At 66.2% G+C, this 17,071-nt stretch carries 15 protein-coding genes; 12 read left to right on the top strand and 3 right to left on the bottom strand.

Annotation, left to right across the window (positions count from 1 at the left end; translation table 11 throughout):
* Window positions 1-8 precede the first annotated feature (8 nt).
* Together I3J27_RS25110 and I3J27_RS25105 are read left to right on the top strand one after the other, a co-directional pair.
* A complete protein-coding gene (locus tag I3J27_RS25110) occupies window positions 9-770 on the top strand; it encodes a MotE family protein (protein WP_270161497.1) in 762 nt (253 codons plus the stop codon).
* A 102-nt stretch (window positions 771-872) separates the two neighbouring features.
* Entirely contained in the window at window positions 873-4,595 is a 3,723-nt protein-coding gene (locus tag I3J27_RS25105) for a tetratricopeptide repeat protein (protein ID WP_270172880.1), read from the top strand.
* A 145-nt stretch (window positions 4,596-4,740) separates the two neighbouring features.
* On the opposite strand, the gene fliP is transcribed toward I3J27_RS25105, so the two are convergent.
* On the bottom strand, window positions 4,741-5,517 hold the full coding sequence (gene fliP / locus I3J27_RS25100) for a flagellar type III secretion system pore protein FliP (protein WP_270161495.1): 777 nt from the start codon (window positions 5,515-5,517) through the stop codon (window positions 4,741-4,743).
* Window positions 5,514-6,497: a flagellar biosynthetic protein FliO gene (locus I3J27_RS25095; RefSeq protein WP_270161494.1), complete on the bottom strand. Its 984-nt coding sequence runs from the start codon at window positions 6,495-6,497 to the stop codon at window positions 5,514-5,516. Before I3J27_RS25095 ends, fliP begins: the two co-directional genes overlap by 4 nt.
* 354 nt (window positions 6,498-6,851) lie before the next feature.
* Here I3J27_RS25095 and flgB point away from each other — a divergent pair, with 354 nt between their 5' ends.
* From flgB to I3J27_RS25045, 10 genes are all read left to right on the top strand, one after another.
* Window positions 6,852-7,256: a flagellar basal body rod protein FlgB gene (flgB, locus tag I3J27_RS25090; RefSeq protein WP_270161484.1), complete on the top strand. Its 405-nt coding sequence runs from the start codon at window positions 6,852-6,854 to the stop codon at window positions 7,254-7,256.
* A 15-nt stretch (window positions 7,257-7,271) separates the two neighbouring features.
* Entirely contained in the window at window positions 7,272-7,697 is a 426-nt protein-coding gene (gene flgC, locus I3J27_RS25085; RefSeq protein ID WP_014494020.1) for a flagellar basal body rod protein FlgC, read from the top strand.
* 17 nt (window positions 7,698-7,714) lie between these two features.
* Entirely contained in the window at window positions 7,715-8,023 is a 309-nt protein-coding gene (fliE, locus tag I3J27_RS25080) for a flagellar hook-basal body complex protein FliE (RefSeq protein ID WP_270161474.1), read from the top strand.
* A 111-nt stretch (window positions 8,024-8,134) separates the two neighbouring features.
* Window positions 8,135-8,398 carry a flagellar biosynthesis protein FliQ gene (gene fliQ / locus I3J27_RS25075; protein WP_011088555.1) on the top strand — a complete coding sequence of 88 codons (264 nt, stop codon included), beginning with the start codon at window positions 8,135-8,137 and terminating at the stop codon, window positions 8,396-8,398.
* A 17-nt stretch (window positions 8,399-8,415) separates the two neighbouring features.
* Window positions 8,416-9,186, top strand: coding sequence for a flagellar biosynthetic protein FliR (fliR, locus tag I3J27_RS25070; protein WP_270161459.1), 771 nt, complete (start codon window positions 8,416-8,418; stop codon window positions 9,184-9,186).
* Window positions 9,187-9,196: 10 nt separating this feature from the next.
* Complete coding sequence (gene flhB / locus I3J27_RS25065; protein WP_270161456.1) at window positions 9,197-10,276, top strand: flagellar biosynthesis protein FlhB; 1,080 nt, start codon at window positions 9,197-9,199, stop codon at window positions 10,274-10,276.
* Between the two features lie 154 nt (window positions 10,277-10,430).
* Window positions 10,431-13,010 carry a cell cycle histidine kinase CckA gene (gene cckA / locus I3J27_RS25060; protein WP_270161452.1) on the top strand — a complete coding sequence of 860 codons (2,580 nt, stop codon included), beginning with the start codon at window positions 10,431-10,433 and terminating at the stop codon, window positions 13,008-13,010.
* Between the two features lie 236 nt (window positions 13,011-13,246).
* The gene (locus I3J27_RS25055) at window positions 13,247-14,257 is read left to right on the top strand and encodes a Tim44 domain-containing protein (protein ID WP_270161449.1); all 1,011 of its coding nucleotides are present in this window, start codon (window positions 13,247-13,249) and stop codon (window positions 14,255-14,257) included.
* A 145-nt stretch (window positions 14,258-14,402) separates the two neighbouring features.
* Window positions 14,403-15,083, top strand: a complete 681-nt coding sequence (locus I3J27_RS25050) for a lectin (RefSeq protein ID WP_270161446.1) — start codon at window positions 14,403-14,405, stop codon at window positions 15,081-15,083.
* A gap of 209 nt (window positions 15,084-15,292) precedes the next feature.
* On the top strand, window positions 15,293-16,000 hold the full coding sequence (locus I3J27_RS25045) for a glutathione S-transferase (RefSeq protein ID WP_270161440.1): 708 nt from the start codon (window positions 15,293-15,295) through the stop codon (window positions 15,998-16,000).
* Between the two features lie 297 nt (window positions 16,001-16,297).
* On the opposite strand, the gene I3J27_RS25040 is transcribed toward I3J27_RS25045, so the two are convergent.
* Entirely contained in the window at window positions 16,298-16,972 is a 675-nt protein-coding gene (locus tag I3J27_RS25040) for a methyltransferase family protein (RefSeq protein WP_270161437.1), read from the bottom strand.
* Window positions 16,973-17,071: the final 99 nt, after the last annotated feature.

Here is a 17,071-nt window from a genome sequence, read left to right as displayed (position 1 = left end):
GTCAGGGTATGAAGTCCTTTCGTAACATCCGCGTCATTCCGGTCGTCCTGGTCGCCGTCGCCGGCCTCGCCACGCTGAAGGTCGCTGGCCTCGTGATCAATGGCGGCTATGTGTTCGACTACAAGCCGAGCCAGGCCAAGAAGTCCTGGGCGCAGGAGAATTTGAACTTCCCGACCGGCCGCGAGGACCCCGATATCACGGGCTCGACCCATGGCGCGCCGAAGGAGGCGCCGAAGCCCGCCGCGCCCGAGACCAAGGCCGAGGGCACCGTGGTCAAGATCGACGAGGCCCAGCCGCAGGTCTCAGCCTCCGAGCGCGCGATCCTGGAACGCTTGCAGGCCCGTCGCCAGGAGATCGAGGCCCGCCAGCGCGAGATCGACATCCGCGAGAGCCTGTTGAAGTCGGCCGAGAAGCGCATCGAGAACAAGGTCGAGGAGATGAAGGCGGTGGAAACCCGCATCTCCGCGACGCAGGCCGAGCAGAAGGCCGCCGAGGCCCAGCGCATGAAGGGCCTCGTGACCATGTATGAGGGCATGAAGCCCAAGGACGCCGCGCGGGTGTTCGACCGGCTCGAGATGGGCGTGCTGATCGAGATCGCCTCCCAGATCGCGCCGCGAAAGATGTCGGACATCATGGGCGTGATGTCGCCGGAGGCCGCCGAGCGGCTGACGGTCGAGATGGCCCGCCGGGCCAATGGCGGCGGGGATCAGTCCGCCTCGGCCGGCGAACTGCCGAAGATCGACGGCAAGCCGACGCAAAAGCCGAATTGAGGGCTCATACTTAAGAAGTCCTTAATTGGCAAAACCTACATTCGGGGGCAGGGGCCGGCACCAGTGCCGGCGTGGACCGTCGAACCGGAAGACATGCCGCAAATGGCGCGAGAGGCTGCCGATGGATTGTGGTCGCGAGCCCGCGCTTTGGCGCTGGGGCTGTCGCGTCATGTCCGGAAAGCGCGCCTTGCGGCGGCCTGCCTCCTGATCGGCTTTACCGCGCCTGCCCATTCCGCCGATGCCATCCGGGGCGAGGCGACCTTCTCGGCCGGCGGCGGCTTTGCCCGTCTGGTGATCAGGCTCGGCGAGGATGTTCCTTCCGAGGTGACGACGGCCGGCTCGATTCTCATCATCCGCTTCGACCGGGCGGTCGACGTTCCCGTCGACCGCGTCCCGGAAGGCGCGCCCGACTACGTCAATTCGGCCCGCCGCGATCCCGATGGCGGCGCCATCCGCCTGTCATTGGCGCGGCGCGTCACCGTCAACACCATGAATGCCGGCGAGCGCACCTTCATCGACCTGTTGCCGGAGGGCTGGAAGGGGCCTCCGCCGAGCCTGCCGATGGACGTGGTCAAGGAGCTGGCCGAGCGCGCGCGTGTCGCCGAACGCGCACTTCGCGCCCAGCGTGCCGCGGCCGAGACCAGGAAGCGTCCGCAGATCCGCGTGCGCGCCTCGGTGCAACCGACCTTCGTGCGCTTCGTGTTCGAGATGCCCGACGGCGTCGGCGTCTCCTCCGTGCTCAACGAGCAGAAGCTCACGCTCGCCTTCAACGCGGGCCTCAATTTCGATCTGGCGGACGCCGTCGTCGCCGCGCCCCCGAACGTCGCCTCGATCAAGCAGAAGGCCGACATCGACCAGACCAGCGTCGAGATCGCGCTGATCGGCGATTCCGACGTGCATTCCTTCCGCGACGACAAGAATTACGTCGTCGACATCTCCTTCCAGCCCGACAAGGGCAAGATCGCCGCAACGGCCGAGTCCGTGATTGCGCAGGCCAAGCCTGCTGCCGGTCATGGCCCGGCCCCGGAGAAGCCCGCGACCGAGAAGCCGAAGGAAGTCCATCGCGAGATCGCGCCGCCCACGTCGGAGACGATCGCGCGCGAAGCCAAAATCGAGGTGAAGCCCGAGGTGAAGCCGGAAGCGCCGGGGGCGATGCCGGCCGTCGAAGCACCGAAGCCTGCGCCGGCTCCCGCGGCCGAAGCTCCGCATGCTGCGGAAGCGCTCAAGGAAGGCCCCAAGCCCGCGGAGGCCGCGGCGCCGGCCGCGCCCGTCAAGCCGATGACGCCTGCCGTCGTCGAAGCGCCCAAGGGGGGCGTGACGGAGGCTGCGAAGGAGCCGGTCAAGGCTGCGCCTGCCGAGGTGCCGGCCGCGCCCCAGCCCACTGTGGCCAGCGTCGATGTCCGCCGCGACAGCGACGGCCTGCGTGTGATGTTCCCGCTTCAGGTCTCAACGCCCGCGGCGGCGTTCCGCCGCGGCGACACGGTGTGGCTGGTGTTCGATACGCCGAAGCCGATCGACGTCGAGGCGATCCGCGCCAGGGGCGGCGCGATGATCGGCGAGGTCGGCCGCATGCCGCTCGACAAGGGGCAGGCGGTGCGCATTCGTCTCACCCGGCCGCTGGTCTACTCGCTGTCGAGCGAGGAGGTCGGCAAGGAGACCAACTGGCTCTTGACGCTCGCCGACAAGATCCCGGCGACGCCGCTGCCGCTGATGATGTCGCGCAACATCACCGACCCCGCGCTCGCCAACATCGCGATTCCCTTCGCCAATCCGGGCCTGCTGCACAAGCTGACCGATCCCGATGCCGGCGACATGCTCTATGTCGTCACGGGCCAGCGGCCGGTCCGCGGCTTCATCAAGCGGCAGGATCTCGTCGATCTCTCGCTGCTGGAATCCGCGCACGGCATCGCGATCCGGCCGAACTCCGACGAGGTCGGCGTCGAGGTCGGATCCGACAAGGTCATTCTCGGCAAGAAGGGCGGGCTGACCCTGTCGCCGGTCGATATCTCGGCCGAGCGGGCGCCGACCGCGGTGCGGCCGGTCTTCAGTCCGGAAGGCTGGCGCAAGGGCCAGTCGGAAAACTTCATGGCGCGCCAGAGCGAGCTGATCACGGCGATCTCCACGGTCGATCCGGCGCAGCGCTCGCTGCCGCGGCTCGATCTCGCGCAGTTCTATATGTCGCGCGCCATGTATCACGAAGCCAAGGCCGTCACCGAATTGATGCTGAGCGATCCCCTCAACAAGGAGGAGAGCGGCGCGCTGATCATGCATGCGATCGCCAGCATCCTGGTCGGCCGTCCGGCGCAGGGCCTGAAGGACCTCGCCAATCCCGTGATCGGCAACAGCCACGATTCCCAGCTCTGGAAGGCGCTCGCCTATGCGCGCCAGGGCAAATGGGCGGACGCCCGCGAAAAATTCAAGAACGTCGAATTCGCGATCGCCTCGCTGCCGATCGACATCCAGCGCATCGTGACGATGGAGGCGATGCGCGCTTCGCTCGAGGTGAAGGATTATGCCGGCGCCTCCAAGCGGCGCGGCGAGATCGAGGTGGTCGGCATCTCGCCCGAGGCAGCGCCCGGCTTCGCCGTGCTGCGCGGCCGGCTCGCCGAGGCGCTCGGCCACGACAAGGACGCGCTCGACGATTACAAGTTCGCGGTCGCCTCCAACGATCGTCAGGCGGCGGCCGAGGCCAAGCAGCTCGAGGTGGCGCTGCGGCAGAAGCGCGACGAGATTGGCAAGGAAGACGCGCTGCGCGAGCTCGAGACGCTGTCGATGACCTGGCGGGGCGACTCGATCGAGGTCAAGACGCTCCAGATGCTGTCGAAGATCTACGCCGAGAACGGGCGTTACCGGGACGCGCTCGCGGCGGCGCGGACCGCGACCAGGCTCCAGCCGAACGCCGAGGCCTCGCGCCAGGCACAGGACCTCGCCTCCGACCTGTTCACGCAGATCTTCCTGGGGCCCAAGGGCGACGAGCTGCCGCCGGTCGAGGCGCTCGGCATGTTCTACGAGTTCCGCGAGCTGACGCCGATCGGCCGTCGCGGCGATGAGCTGATCCGGCGCCTTGCCGATCGTCTCGCCTCGATCGACCTGCTCGACCAGGCCGCCGAGCTGTTGCAATACCAGGTCGACCACCGCCTCGAAGGCGCCGCGCGCGCCCAGGTCGCCGCGCGCCTGTCCATGATCTATCTCGCCAACCGCAAGCCCGACATGGCGATCTCGGCGCTGCGCGCGAGCCGCATCAGCGATCTCTCCGGCGAGCTGCGGCAGCAGCGCCTGCTGCTCGAGGCGCGCGCGCAGAGCGACGTCGGCCGCCACGATCTCGCGCTCGACATCGTGTCCAACGTCTCCGGGCGCGAGGTGCTGCGCCTGCGTTCCGACATCTTCTGGGCGGCGCGGCGCTGGCGCGAATCCGCCGAGCAGATCGAGCTCTATTACGGCGACCGTTTCCGCGACTTCAAGCCGCTCAATGCGGTGGAGAAGAGCGACATCATCCGCGCCGCCGTCGGCTATGCGCTCGCCGACGACTCGATCGGCCTGTCGCGCTTCCGCGAGAAATACGCGCCGTTGATGAGCGAGAGCGCAGACCGTCTCGCCTTCGACATCGCCAGCAAGCCGGCGGCGTCCTCCAGCGCCGAATTCGCCGAGATCGCCAAGCTCGCCGCCAGCGTCGACACGCTCGACGGCTTCCTGCGCGAGATGAAGCAGCGCTTCCCCGATGCCACCGCCCGCGCGCCGGCCTCGCCGCAGGCCAAGGACGAGTCCGACCATACCGGCTCGCTGCCGAAGATTCCGGCCGTGCGGCAGATCAAGATGACGCGGTAGGAATTCGGCGACCTCGCCAAGAGCGGCCCGACTGGTCGCCACATGCTCAGTCATTGCTGTGTGGAGCGAAGCAGAATCTTTCCGCGGAGGCAGCCTGGATTGCTTCGTCGCAAGGGCTCCTCGCAATTGTGCGGGAGCGGGGAGGTCATCCTCCCCCGTAGCTCTGCACCAGGCTCCCCGCCACCAGCGACCAGCCGTCGACCAGCACGAAGAAGATCAGCTTGAACGGCAGCGAGATCGTGGCCGGCGGCAGCATCATCATGCCCATCGACATCAGCACGGATGCGACGACGAGGTCGATGATCAGGAAGGGCAGGAACAGCAGGAAGCCGATCTCGAAGGCGCGCTTCAGCTCGGAGATCATGAAGGCAGGGACGAGGATGCGAAGTGCCAGTTCGTCGGGGGTGGCCGGCGGCGGCTCGCCGGAGAGATCCAGGAACAGCTTGAGGTCCTTCTCGCGCACGTTCTTCTGCATGAAGCCGCGCAAGGGCACCGAGGCGCGCTGGAGCGCGTCCTCGACACTGAGCTGGTTGGCGACGAGCGGGCGGATGCCGTCGTCGTAGGATTTTTGCAGGACGGGCCCCATCACGAAGAAGGTGAGGAACATCGCGAGCGCAATGATCACCGAGTTCGGCGGCGCGGTCGCCGTGCCCATCGCGGTGCGCAGCAGCGACAGCACGACCACGATGCGCGTGAACGAGGTCATCATGATCAGGATCGACGGCGCGATCGACAGCACCGTGAGCAGCGCGATGAGCTGGATCGCGCGCTCGGTGACGCCGCCGCCACCCTGAGCGCCGCCGAGATTGATGCTGATGTCCTGCGCATGCGCAACCGGGGCGAACGCAAGGCTCGCGAGCGAAGCCGCGGCGATCAGGACAGAAAGAAAAAGAACTCTACGCGGGAGGGCCGGCAGCCTCACGAAGACGGCTTCGGACGGCCGAGCAGTGAGGCCATCTCGTCTTCGAGATTTTCAAAGCTGGTCTTCTCCGCGGCCGGCTTTGCGGGCGGGGCCGGTGGTGCCGGCGGCTCGCTGCGTGCGGCGCGGGGCGGCGGCGGAGCGGGCGGTTCGGGTGCAACCGGAGGCGCGACCGTCTCGCCGGCGGGGCGGCGCAGCGCAGCTTCGAGACGCTGCGCCATTTCGGCGAGATTCTGCTCGGCGCTCGAGGGCGCAGCGGCGGCGGGGGCCGGCGGTGGAACGGGCGGAGCCTGCGGCACGGGCGGAGGAGGCGGCGGCGCGGCCGCGCGCTCGGCGCGCACCGGCGGTACTTTCACCGGCTCGCTCTGGCGCGGCGGGCGCGGCATCAGCGGGGGCTCGTTGCGGGCGATGCGCGGCGGAATGGGCTCGGGACGCGGCTCGCGCTCGGGGCGCGGCGCGATCGGCTCGGGCGGAAAGCCGGCCAGCGGCGGCTCGTTGCGGCGCTCGGCCAAAGCGGGCGCGGGCCGGCGCACTTCGTCGGCGAAGGAGGGACGTGCGGGCCGCGGCGGCGGCTCGGGCATTTGCGGCTCGGGATGATCGAGCAGCTCGGGCCGCGGCGGCGCTTCGTCGGCCCAGCTGCTGGTATCGGGCATGGGCGCCAGACGCGGCGGCTCGGCGGCATTGGGACGCTGCGGAATCTGGTCGCGGCCGGGCGCGGCGCGCACGATGTTCGGCTCGACGACGATATCGGTAGGGCCGCCGATCATCAGGAGATGCTCGACATTGTCACGCCGCACCAGCACCAGACGCCGACGGCCGTCGACTGCGGCCGCATCGATCACGGCGAGGCGGGGCATCCTGCCACGCTGGGTGTTGGCGCCGAGCCGCGTGTTGGCGAATCGGCGAACCAGCCAAGCGGCGAGGCCGATCAACGCCAGAACGACGATGAACGCGACAATGAAGGTGATAGGGCTGCCTTGCATACTTGTCCCCGGCAAATGGCGCTTTTCTCGTGCCCATGGTCAGATGCGCCAACCACCGGCGTAGGATGCCCCAAAACTGCGATTTCTTAACGTCCCACGGCAAGTTTTGCCGTCCCCAACTCTTAATAACCCATGAATCGCTCGATCCAAAACGACTTCTTGGCCTGTGCATGGCCCGCCAAACGGTTGGGTTAATGCCGCTTTTGGATGCGTAGAATCACGGAGGCACAGACTCGTGTCCCGACAGGAGACATGTGCCGGTAGCAACCTTAACCACCTGTTAACCATACACGCGGCAAATTCTGCCTAGCTTCGGGCCTGAAGGTCCGAAGAGAGGCGGAAGGAGCCGCAACGATGTCCATCAACGATCTTCCGGTGCTGTCGGCGCTTCGCACCAAGATGCAATGGCACCAGGAACGCCAACGCGTCCTGTCCGAGAACGTCTCCAATTCCGACACACCGAAGTTCCGGCCGCGCGACCTGGTCGAGCCGAAGCTCGACAAATCGGGCGCCGTTACCGGCTCGATGGGCCCCCTGGCGATGACCCGCACCAGCGGCTCCCACATGACACCGTCGGGCGCGGCCTCGAGCTTCGACCAGAACAAGAATGTGGGTTTCGAGACCCGTCCCGCGGGCAACGCCGTCAATCTCGAAGAAGAGATGATGAAGGCTGCCAGCAACCAGATGGACTATGCGGCGGCGACCTCGCTCTATTCGAAGAGCCTGCATCTGCTCAAGACCGCGATCGGCAAGGGCTAGAGCTAGGGGAACATCATGGCCAATGACAGCAGCGACTTTGCCCGCTCGATGGCGATCGCGACCTCGGGCCTGCGCGCGCAGGCCGGGCGCATGCGGGTGATCTCGGAAAACATCGCAAACGCGGATTCGACGTCGCAGACATCCGGCGGCGATCCCTACCGGCGCAAGGTTCCGACCTTCTCCTCCGCGCTCGACCGCACGCTCGACGCGCAGGTCGTCACCCTCGGCAGGATCAAGCCCGACCAGTCCAACTTCCGCACCAAATACGAGCCGAACAATCCGGCGGCCGATGCGACCGGCAACGTCAAATACCCCAACGTGAACTCGGTGGTCGAGATGACCGACATGCGCGACGCGCAGCGGTCCTACGAGGCCAACCTCAACATCATCAGTGCGACGCGCCGGATGATCCAGCGCACGCTCGACATCCTCAAGAGCTGAACAAGGACAATTGAGCCATGGCATCACCGACAATCGCCGCCAACGCCTATGCCAGCCTTGCCCGCGTGCTGGAGAACAGCGGAGCAGGCAAGGGCAGCGAGCCGAACGGGCAGTCCTTTGCTTCGCTGCTGAAGGACGCCGTCGGCAGCGTCATGGAGTCCGGCCGCAAGTCCGACGCCCAGACGGTGGCGATGGCCGCCGGCAAGGCCAACGTGATGGACGTGGTGACCGCGGTGGCCGACACCGACGTCGCGGTGTCCACGCTGGTCTCGGTCCGCGACCGCGTGATCTCGGCGTACGAAGACATCATGAAGATGCCGATCTGATTTTGGCGAGTGGCGTATGGCGAGTAGCGAATTAGGGAGTTCCCAATCGCCATTCGCTACGCGCCATTTGCGCTGTCTGATGTATCGAACAAACGAGAATGGAAGTTTGAAATGACCGGACCTGAAACCCTCGATGTCGCGCGTGATGCGATCTGGACCATCGTGATCGTGTCGTCGCCGCTGATGGTGGTCGGTCTCGTGGTCGGCGTCATCGTGTCACTGTTCCAGGCGCTGACGCAGATCCAGGAGCAGACGCTGATCTACGTGCCGAAGATCCTGGCCATCTTCGCCACGATGCTGTTGGCGCTCCCGTTCATGGCCGATTCGCTCCACGCCCACATGCTGCGGATATCGTCGCGAATCATCGGCGGCTGAGGCACAATGCGAGCGCTATGCGCATCGACGTCTCGCTGCTGCCGGCGCTTGCCGCGTCCTTCATGCTCGCCTTCGCCCGGGTCGGCGCGATGGTGATGCTGTTGCCGGGGCTGGGCGAGACCAACATTCCGACGCGGATCAAGCTGTCGATCGCGCTGCTGCTCACGCTCATCATTCTGCCGCTGCACCGCAACGCCTATCAGGTCGACATGGGATCGCTCGCGCCGCTGCTGGTGCTGATGCTGCATGAGATCGTGATCGGCATCGTGCTGGGAGCGACCGCGCGCGTGACGCTGTCGGCGCTCCAGGTCGCGGGCTCCGTGATCGCGCAGCAGATGGGGCTCGGCTTCGTCACCTCGGTCGATCCGACCCAGGGACAGCAGGGCGTGCTGGTCGGCAATTTCCTGACCATGCTCGGGGTGACGCTGCTGTTTGCCACCGACAGCCATCATCTGGTGATCGCCGCGCTGAACGACAGCTATGCGATCTTCTCGCCGGGCGAGACCGTCTCCAGCGGCGATGTCGCCTCGCTTGCGACGCGCGCCTTTGCTGCCGCGTTCCGGCTCGGTCTGCAACTCTCCGGACCATTCCTGGTGTTCGGCCTCGTCTTCAACATCGGGCTGGGGATTCTCGCGCGGCTGATGCCGCAGATGCAGGTCTATTTCGTCGGCGTGCCGCTGTCGATCTTCCTCGGCTTCCTGGTGCTCGCCGTGGTGCTCACGGCGATGATGGGCACGTATCTCGATTACTTCATCGGTGTGATGCACCAGATGATGCCGCTCAGGTAACGAGGGATCGATGGCGGAAGACAAGGATCCCGAGAGTCAAACAGAAGACCCGACGCAAAAACGCCTCGACGAGGCGCTCGAACGCGGCGACGTCGCCAAGAGCCAGGAGATCAACACCTGGTTCATGATCGCGGGCGCCACGCTCGTGCTCTCGACCTTCTCGGCCTCGGTGGGCAGCGGACTGGTGACGCCGATGCGGAACCTGCTCGCCAATGCCTGGATGATCAAGACCGACGGCAGGGCTCTGCTCGCGCTGATGCAGCAGATCGAAGTCGCCGTGCTCGCGGCGGTCGGGGTGCCCTTGCTGATGCTGGTGCTGGCGGCCATTGCCGGCAACATGCTCCAGCACCGTCTGGTCTGGTCGGCCGAATCCCTGACGCCCAAATTCAGCAAGATTTCGCCTGCGGCCGGCTTCGCGCGCATCTTCGGCAAGCAGGCGGCGGCGAATTTCCTGAAGGGCATCGGCAAGTTGATCGCGCTCGGCGTGGTCATGACCATGATCCTGTGGCCGGAGCGGCATCGCATGGAGGCGATGGTCAGGCTCGATCCGGCCGCCATGCTCGGTACCACCACCAGCATGACCGTCCACCTGCTCGGCGCGGTGGTCGCGGCGCTCGCGGTCGTCGCCATCGCCGACTATTTCTTCCAGTATCGCAGCTGGTTCCAGCGGCAGAAGATGTCGCTCCAGGAGATCAAGGAAGAGTTCAAGCAGTCCGAAGGCGACCCGCACATCAAGGGCAAGATCAGGCAGCTGCGGCAGCAGCGCGCCAAGAAGCGCATGATGGCGGCGGTTCCCAAGGCTTCCGTGATCATCACCAACCCGACCCACTATTCGGTGGCGCTGTCCTACGAGCGCGGCATGTCGGCGCCGATCTGCGTCGCCAAGGGCGTCGACAACCTCGCCTTCAAGATTCGGGAGATCGCGCGGGAGCACGACATTCCGATCGTCGAAAACGTGCCGCTGGCCCGCGCGCTCTACGCCACCGTCGAAATCGACCAGGAAATCCCGACCGAGCACTACCATGCGGTCGCCGAAGTCATCGGCTACGTCATGCGGCTGAAGCGTGGCTTCAGCGCCGGGCGAGGCTAAAACACCCGAAAAATACCGGAAATGGCCGTAAACTGGGAATCAGCGTACCTTTCGCCCTTGCTGCCCTTGCGCCTGCGGGTCCTGATGAGGCAGGGAAGACCCCGCGCGCGCCGCAGCGCGTTGATTCTCTGCCAACAGGCTGCGCCAGCTTGAGATGACTGCTGAGACCGACCACGACCTCACACGCGAGCCCGTTGCGGCGCACGAGCCGTCGCCGCGCTCGGGCAGCATCGCGCTGGTGCTGCTGGTGGCCGCCGGCCTCGTCGCCGTCGCCGTCGGGCTGATGACGCTCGGGCGCGCGCAGGCGCAGCCCTACATCCTCGGCACCCTCGCCGTGCTGGCGATGGTCGGCCTGTTCAACCTGTTCGCGTTCGCCGCCGGCATCATCCGCTTCGCCGACCGTAATCTCGATGATCCCATCATCGGCCGTATTTCCGATCATGCCTTCGATGGCCTGGCGGTGACCGATCCGCGCGGCCACGTGGTCTATTCCAACGCGGCCTATCTGACGCTGACCGGCGCAACCGGCCCGCAGGAGGTACGCCCCGTCGAGCGCGTCTTCATCGGCAACCCTGATGTCTCCGAAGCCGTGTTCCGCCTGCTCAAGGCCGCGCGCGAAGGCAAGCGGCAGCAGGAAGAGGTGCGCATCTCCGGCCATGACGGCAGCCAGGGCCGCTGGCTGCGCATGCGGGTGCGCCCGCTCGGCAGCGGCAAGCGCGAGGCGAAATATGCGGTGTGGTCGATTGCCGACATCACCCGTGACCGCGAGCGCCAGGAGGACGTGTTCCAGGAGCTCCAGCACGCGATCGAATATCTCGACCACGCGCCCTGCGGTTTCTTCTCGGTCAATCCGGCCGGCGAGCTCGCTTACGTCAACGCGACGCTGGCGAACTGGCTCGACTACGACCTCGCCGAGATCGGCTCGGGCGGGCTGAAGCTCACCGACATCGTCTCCGGCGACGGCGCCTCGCTGCTCACCGCGATCGTGGCGGTGCCGGGCGAGGTGAAGACGGAAGTCTTCGACATCGACCTGCGTATGCGCACCGGCAAGACCATGCCGGTGCGGCTCTATCACAAGCTCGCCTTCGGTGCCGACGGCGCGCCGGGGCCCTCGCGCACGCTCGTCATCAGCCGCGCCCGCGACGAGCGCAGCGATCCCGACCGTGCCGCCGAAGTGCGCTTCATGCGCTTCTTCGACCACACGCCGATGGCGATCGCGACCGTCGACCGCGGCGGCAATGTCGTGCGCGCCAATGCGCGCTACGCCAAGCTCGGTCAGGCGCTCGGGCTCGACAGCGCCTCCAAGTCGATCTTCCGCGCGGTCAATGCGCGTGACCGGCACCTGCTGATCGCGGCGATCAACCAGGCCGCCGAAAACCAGGCCGACATCGCACCGGTCGAGGTGGCCCTCGAAGGAACCAAGGAACGCTGGGGCCAGTTCTTCGTCACGCCGGTGGACGGGGGCGAGAACGACGCGGAAGCCGCCATCGTGCACATGCTCGAGACCACCGAGCGGCGCGCGCTGGAGAACCAGATCAACCAGTCGCAGAAGATGGAGACGGTCGGCCAGCTCGCCGGCGGCATCGCCCACGACTTCAACAACGTGCTCTCCGCCATCATGATGGCGAACGACTTCCTGCTGAACGCGCACAAGCCGACCGATCCGTCGTTCCAGGACATCATGCAGATCAAGCAGAACGCGACGCGCGCCGCCACACTGGTGCGGCAGCTGCTGGCGTTCTCGCGGCGCCAGACGTTGCGGCCGCAGGTGCTCGACCTCGGCGACGCGCTGTCCGACCTCGCCATGCTGCTGCGCCGCCTGATCGGCGAGAAGGTCAAGCACGAGACCATCCACGGCCGCGATCTCTGGCCGGTCAAGGTCGACGTCTCCCAGTTCGAGCAGGTGATCGTCAATCTCGCGGTCAACGCGCGCGACGCCATGCCCGACGGCGGCAAGCTGATCATCCGCACCGCCAACGTCACCACTGAGGAAGCGGCCAGGCTCGCCTACAAGGGCATGCCGGCCGCCGACTATGTGCGGATCGAGGTCGCCGATACCGGCACGGGCATTCCCGCCGATATCCGCGACAAGATCTTCGAGCCGTTCTTCTCGACCAAGGAAGTCGGTAAGGGCACAGGCCTCGGGCTCTCCACCGTCTACGGCATCGTCAAGCAGACCGGCGGCTTCATCTACGTGGATTCGGAGCCGGGGCAGGGCACCTCGTTCCACATCTTCCTGCCGCGTCATCACGCCGAACCGGACGTGCAGGTCGAGCAGCCGGCGGTTGCCGCACCCAATGGCGCTGCGAAGGACGCCGCACCTGCGGCGGTCGAGGCCAAGCCGCGCACCGATCTCACCGGGCAGGGCACCATCCTACTCGTCGAGGACGAAGAGGGCCTGCGCGCGCTGAACGCCCGCGGCCTGCGTTCGCGCGGCTACACCGTGGTCGAGGCCGAGAACGGCGTCGAGGCCATGGAGGTGCTGGAGGAGCAGAGCGGCGGCATCGATCTCGTCGTCTCTGACGTCGTGATGCCGGAGATGGACGGCCCCACGCTGCTGAAGGCGATGCGCGAGAAGAATCCCGATATCAAGTTCATCTTCGTCTCCGGCTATGCCGAGGACGCCTTCGAGAAGAGCCTGCCGGAAGGCCAGCAGTTCGACTTCCTGCCGAAGCCGTTCACGCTGAGCCAGCTCGTGGCGGCCGTGAAGGAGACGATGGCGAAGCAGGGGTGAGGGTCGCGCTCTCGTCATTGCCGCGGAGAGAGCTGGGCCCTCGACGAGGAGGGGAAAAAGCGGAATTTCGGGCGTAAACCCGCCGGTAACCAGCGACCACGGTTCCCCGCCGCATCCCGCCAAACCCTCGCCAAATATGGGCTTTTGCCACATCCCCGCGACTGAGGGCCGCAGCCATAGGTTCCGAAACCGTCTTCACTTTTCGGGAAGTCTGCCCATCTTAGGGGCACGTCCCCATGCCGGGGATTTGGGAAACGCACATGACTTTCTCGCAACGCTCCCGCAGTCTCTTCAAGACGATCGCCGTCGTGCTGGCGCTTGCACTGCCGACTGCACTGGCGATCTCGTCCGCTGACGCGCGCGTCGGCGGCGGCATGTCGTCGGGGTCGCGCGGCTCGCGCACCTATTCGGCGCCGCCCTCGACCACGACCGCGCCGGGCTCGACCTCGCAGTTCAACCGCACCTACACCCAGCCGGGCGCAGGCATGAATTCTGCCGCCACTGCGCCCGCGCGCGGCGGCCTGTTCGGCCGCGCCGGCGGCTTCATGGGCGGCCTTGCGGCCGGCTTCCTCGGCGCAGGCCTGCTCGGCATGCTGTTCGGCGGCGGCCTGTTCGGTGGCCTCGGCGGCCTGTCGTCGATCATCGGCCTGATCATCCAGATCGCCCTCGTCGTGTTGGTGGTCCGGTTCGCGATGTCCTGGTGGCAGCGCCGCCATACCCCGCAGACGGCCTATGCCAACGCTGATGCCGGCGCCGGTCCGGGACCGCAGCCGAACTATCGCAGCGGCGGCGGACTTGGTGGTGGCCTCGGCGGCTTTGGCTTCGGCGCCGCCAACAACGCCCCGCTCGAGATCAAGCCTGATGACTATGAGGCGTTCGAGCGTCTGCTCGGCGATGTCCAGACCGCATGGTCGAACGAGGACGTGGCCAAGCTGCACACGCTCGCGACGCCGGAAATGGTCTCTTATTTCGAGCAGGATCTTGGCCAGAACCGCGCCCGCAACGTCGTCAACAAGGTCACGAATGTGAAGCTGTTGCAGGGCGACCTCGCGGAAGCCTGGCGCGAAGGCGAGACCGAGTACGCCACGGTGGCGCTGCGCTTCGCGCTCACTGACAAGACGCTCGACCGCAACACCAACGCGGTTGTCGCCGGCAGCGAGCAGCCGGGCGAGGCCACCGAAGTCTGGACCTTCGCCCGCCGTCCTGGCAGCGGTTGGGAATTGTCGGCGATCCAGCAGACCAACTGATCGCGTCCCACATGAGAAACCAGGGCGTCGTGCTTTTGCACGGCGCCCTTTTCTTTTGCACATCTCGCATCGCGGCATCGGAATAAGCCGGCGCGCGTCGGGTTGAAATCAGGCGGCCAACGACAAACACAATTGGGAGGACAACATGATCCGCATCGAGAGATCCGCGACGATTTCAGGCCTTGCACTCGCAATGGCCCTGCTTGCGGCGCCATCGGCGCAGGCGCAATCCGCCGACATGACCTTCTTCGTCACGTCCAGCGGCCCTGGCAAGGGCGCCGATCTCGGCGGCCTGGAGGGGGCCGACGCGCAATGCCAGAAGCTGGCGCAGGCCGGCGGCGCCGGCACGAAGACCTGGCGCGCTTATCTCTCGACGCAGGCCGCAGACGGCAAGCCGGCCGTCAACGCAAAAGACCGCATCGGCAAGGGACCGTGGCAAAATGCCAAGGGCGCGGTCATCGCCAAGGACCTGGCCGACCTGCATGGCTCGGCCAACAATCTCACCAAGCAGACTGCGCTCAGCGAGAAGGGCGAGGTCATCAACGGCGCCGGCGACACGCCGAACCGGCACGACATCCTCACCGGATCGCAGGCCGACGGCACCGCTTTTCCCGCGGGTGACGACAAGACCTGCAAGAACTGGACGTCGAGCACGCAAGGCGCTGCGGTGGTCGGCCATGCCGATCGCAAGGGCCTGCGCGACGACGAGCCTTCGAAGTCCTGGAACAGCTCGCACCCCTCGCGCGGTCCCGACGGCGGCTGCTCGCAGGCCGATCTGAAGAGCACCGGTGGCGACGGTCTGCTGTATTGCTTCGCGGCGAATTGAGACTCGCATTGCGAGGAGCTCGCGACAAAATTGCAAAGCAATTTTGCGCTGACGTGACGAAGCAATCCAGAGTCTCTCCGCGGAGATGAGCTGGATTGCTTCGCTTGCGCTCGCAATGACGTGTGGTGGTAACGTTCCGACTCGCCGCAACGGAACTTGCGGAGGCGTGCTAGGCTTATCCTGAGGCGCTCTCCTCGAGGATTTCCTGCATGAAATACGAGCTCTATTACTGGCCCGAGATCCAGGGGCGCGGTGAATATGTGCGGCTGGCGCTGGAAGAGGCGGGCGCAGCCTATCTCGACGTCGCGCGCGGGCCGCGCGGCACGGCTGCGATGATGAAGATGATGGACGCGCATGAGGCTTCGCCGCCTTTTGCGCCGCCGTTCCTGAAAGCCGGCAAGCTCGTCATCGGCCAGACCGCCAACATCCTGCTTTATCTCGGCAGCCGTCATGGCCTTGCGCCAAAGACGGAAGCCGGCAAACTCTGGGTGCACCAGCTTCAGCTCACCATCACCGACCTTGTGGTCGAGATCCACGACACCCATCATCCGCTCGGGCCCTCGCAGTACTATGAGGACCAGAAGGCGCCGGCGAAGAAGCGCACGGCCGACTTCTGGGACGAGCGCGTGCCGAAATATCTCGGCTATTTCGAGCAGCTTCTCGCCGGCAATGGCGGCGCCTATGTCACGGGACGCAGGCTCACTTACGTCGATCTCTCGCTGTTCCAGATCGTCGACGGGCTGCGCTACGCCTTCCCCAAACGCATGACGTCGTTCGAGAAAGATATTCCGGGCCTCGTCGGCCTGCACGACCGCATCGCCGCGCGGCCGAACATCAAGGCCTATCTCGCAAGCGAGCGCCGTATCCCCTTCAACGAGCAGGGCATCTTTCGTCGCTACAAGGAGCTCGATAGTTAGCCGGTCCGGACGGTGGCTGGCGGCAGCCCCCGTTCCGGACCGGCCGTTTCGGGCGCGATCAATCGCCCGAACACGTCGCGGCCCCCGGGCGCCTGCGCAGGCTGTGGGGAGGGTCGGTTGCCTGAGGCATCGGGAACGGGAGAGAGATCAGGCTCGTCGGGGCAGGGGGGCTTGCAGAACATCGTCGCGTCTCCCGCTATTTGGGTGCGGGCTCCCTCTAGCGAGGTTCGTCTGTGGCGACGTCAGTCGATCGGAGGAGGCGATGCGCTTTTCCGCGCCATGCAGAGCGTTATGCGCTCACCACACGCCGGGCATCAGGCGATAGCGCACGCGCGTCACATAGTCGGAATAGCCCGGCAGGCCCTCGCGCAGCGTGCGCTCCTCGATGCCGATGCGGACCGCAAACAGGGCGAGGATGAGCGGCACCATCACAAGGCCCCACCACGAGCCCAGCAGCAGCGACACGCCGGCGAAGAACAGGATCATGCCGCTGTACATGGGATGGCGAACATGCGCGTAAGGCCCCGTCGAGATCACGTGCTGTGCGCGCTCGGCCTGGAGCTTCACCACGGGAGCGGCGAACGAGTTTTCGCGGAACACCCAGAGCGTGAACAGCATCGAGAGCAGGAACAGCACGAGGCCGAGCACCTGGAACGCCACCGGCATGTCCGAGGATAGCGTACGCCGGTCGAGGCCTATCAGCGCCAGCCAGGCCAGCATCGCAACCATGAAGACGGTCATGAACACCTTGTCGGCGGCGGGCTGGTCCTTTTGCAGGACCGGCCGCAGGCGTTCGGCGAGCAGCGCGGGGTCTACCCGATAAAGCCACCAGCCGCAGAGCGGGCCGAGCAGGGCACAGGTGGCGAGGAACACCCAGGCCGAAGGCCAATGCAAGGTCCCGGCGCAGGCGAACAGCAGCGCGCCTATCGCGACAGTGATGATCGTGTTCTGCAACAGCAGTCTTGCAATCATGCGCAGGTTCCGGAGCAGCCGCGCACGATATTGGTTCCGCTATCCGGCGAAGATGCGGCCGGAATCGCGAAAAGCCCGATCGACCGGATCGGGCGTTTC

This window comes from Bradyrhizobium xenonodulans (assembly GCF_027594865.1).
Lineage (GTDB): Bacteria > Pseudomonadota > Alphaproteobacteria > Rhizobiales > Xanthobacteraceae > Bradyrhizobium > Bradyrhizobium xenonodulans.
This window is presented reverse-complemented; position numbering and strand designations above follow the sequence as displayed.

Coding starts and splice junctions, on each gene's coding strand:
- I3J27_RS25095 (WP_270161494.1), bottom strand. CDS start 6,497: ATGCAAGGCAGCCCTATCACCTTCATTGTCGCGTTCATCGTCGTTCTG.
- cckA (WP_270161452.1), top strand. CDS start 10,431: ATGACTGCTGAGACCGACCACGACCTCACACGCGAGCCCGTTGCGGCG.
- fliQ (WP_011088555.1), top strand. CDS start 8,135: ATGACCGGACCTGAAACCCTCGATGTCGCGCGTGATGCGATCTGGACC.
- fliE (WP_270161474.1), top strand. CDS start 7,715: ATGGCATCACCGACAATCGCCGCCAACGCCTATGCCAGCCTTGCCCGC.
- I3J27_RS25055 (WP_270161449.1), top strand. CDS start 13,247: ATGCCGGGGATTTGGGAAACGCACATGACTTTCTCGCAACGCTCCCGC.
- fliR (WP_270161459.1), top strand. CDS start 8,416: ATGCGCATCGACGTCTCGCTGCTGCCGGCGCTTGCCGCGTCCTTCATG.
- I3J27_RS25105 (WP_270172880.1), top strand. CDS start 873: ATGGCGCGAGAGGCTGCCGATGGATTGTGGTCGCGAGCCCGCGCTTTG.
- flgC (WP_014494020.1), top strand. CDS start 7,272: ATGGCCAATGACAGCAGCGACTTTGCCCGCTCGATGGCGATCGCGACC.
- I3J27_RS25040 (WP_270161437.1), bottom strand. CDS start 16,972: ATGATTGCAAGACTGCTGTTGCAGAACACGATCATCACTGTCGCGATA.
- I3J27_RS25050 (WP_270161446.1), top strand. CDS start 14,403: ATGATCCGCATCGAGAGATCCGCGACGATTTCAGGCCTTGCACTCGCA.
- flgB (WP_270161484.1), top strand. CDS start 6,852: ATGTCCATCAACGATCTTCCGGTGCTGTCGGCGCTTCGCACCAAGATG.
- I3J27_RS25045 (WP_270161440.1), top strand. CDS start 15,293: ATGAAATACGAGCTCTATTACTGGCCCGAGATCCAGGGGCGCGGTGAA.
- I3J27_RS25110 (WP_270161497.1), top strand. CDS start 9: ATGAAGTCCTTTCGTAACATCCGCGTCATTCCGGTCGTCCTGGTCGCC.
- flhB (WP_270161456.1), top strand. CDS start 9,197: ATGGCGGAAGACAAGGATCCCGAGAGTCAAACAGAAGACCCGACGCAA.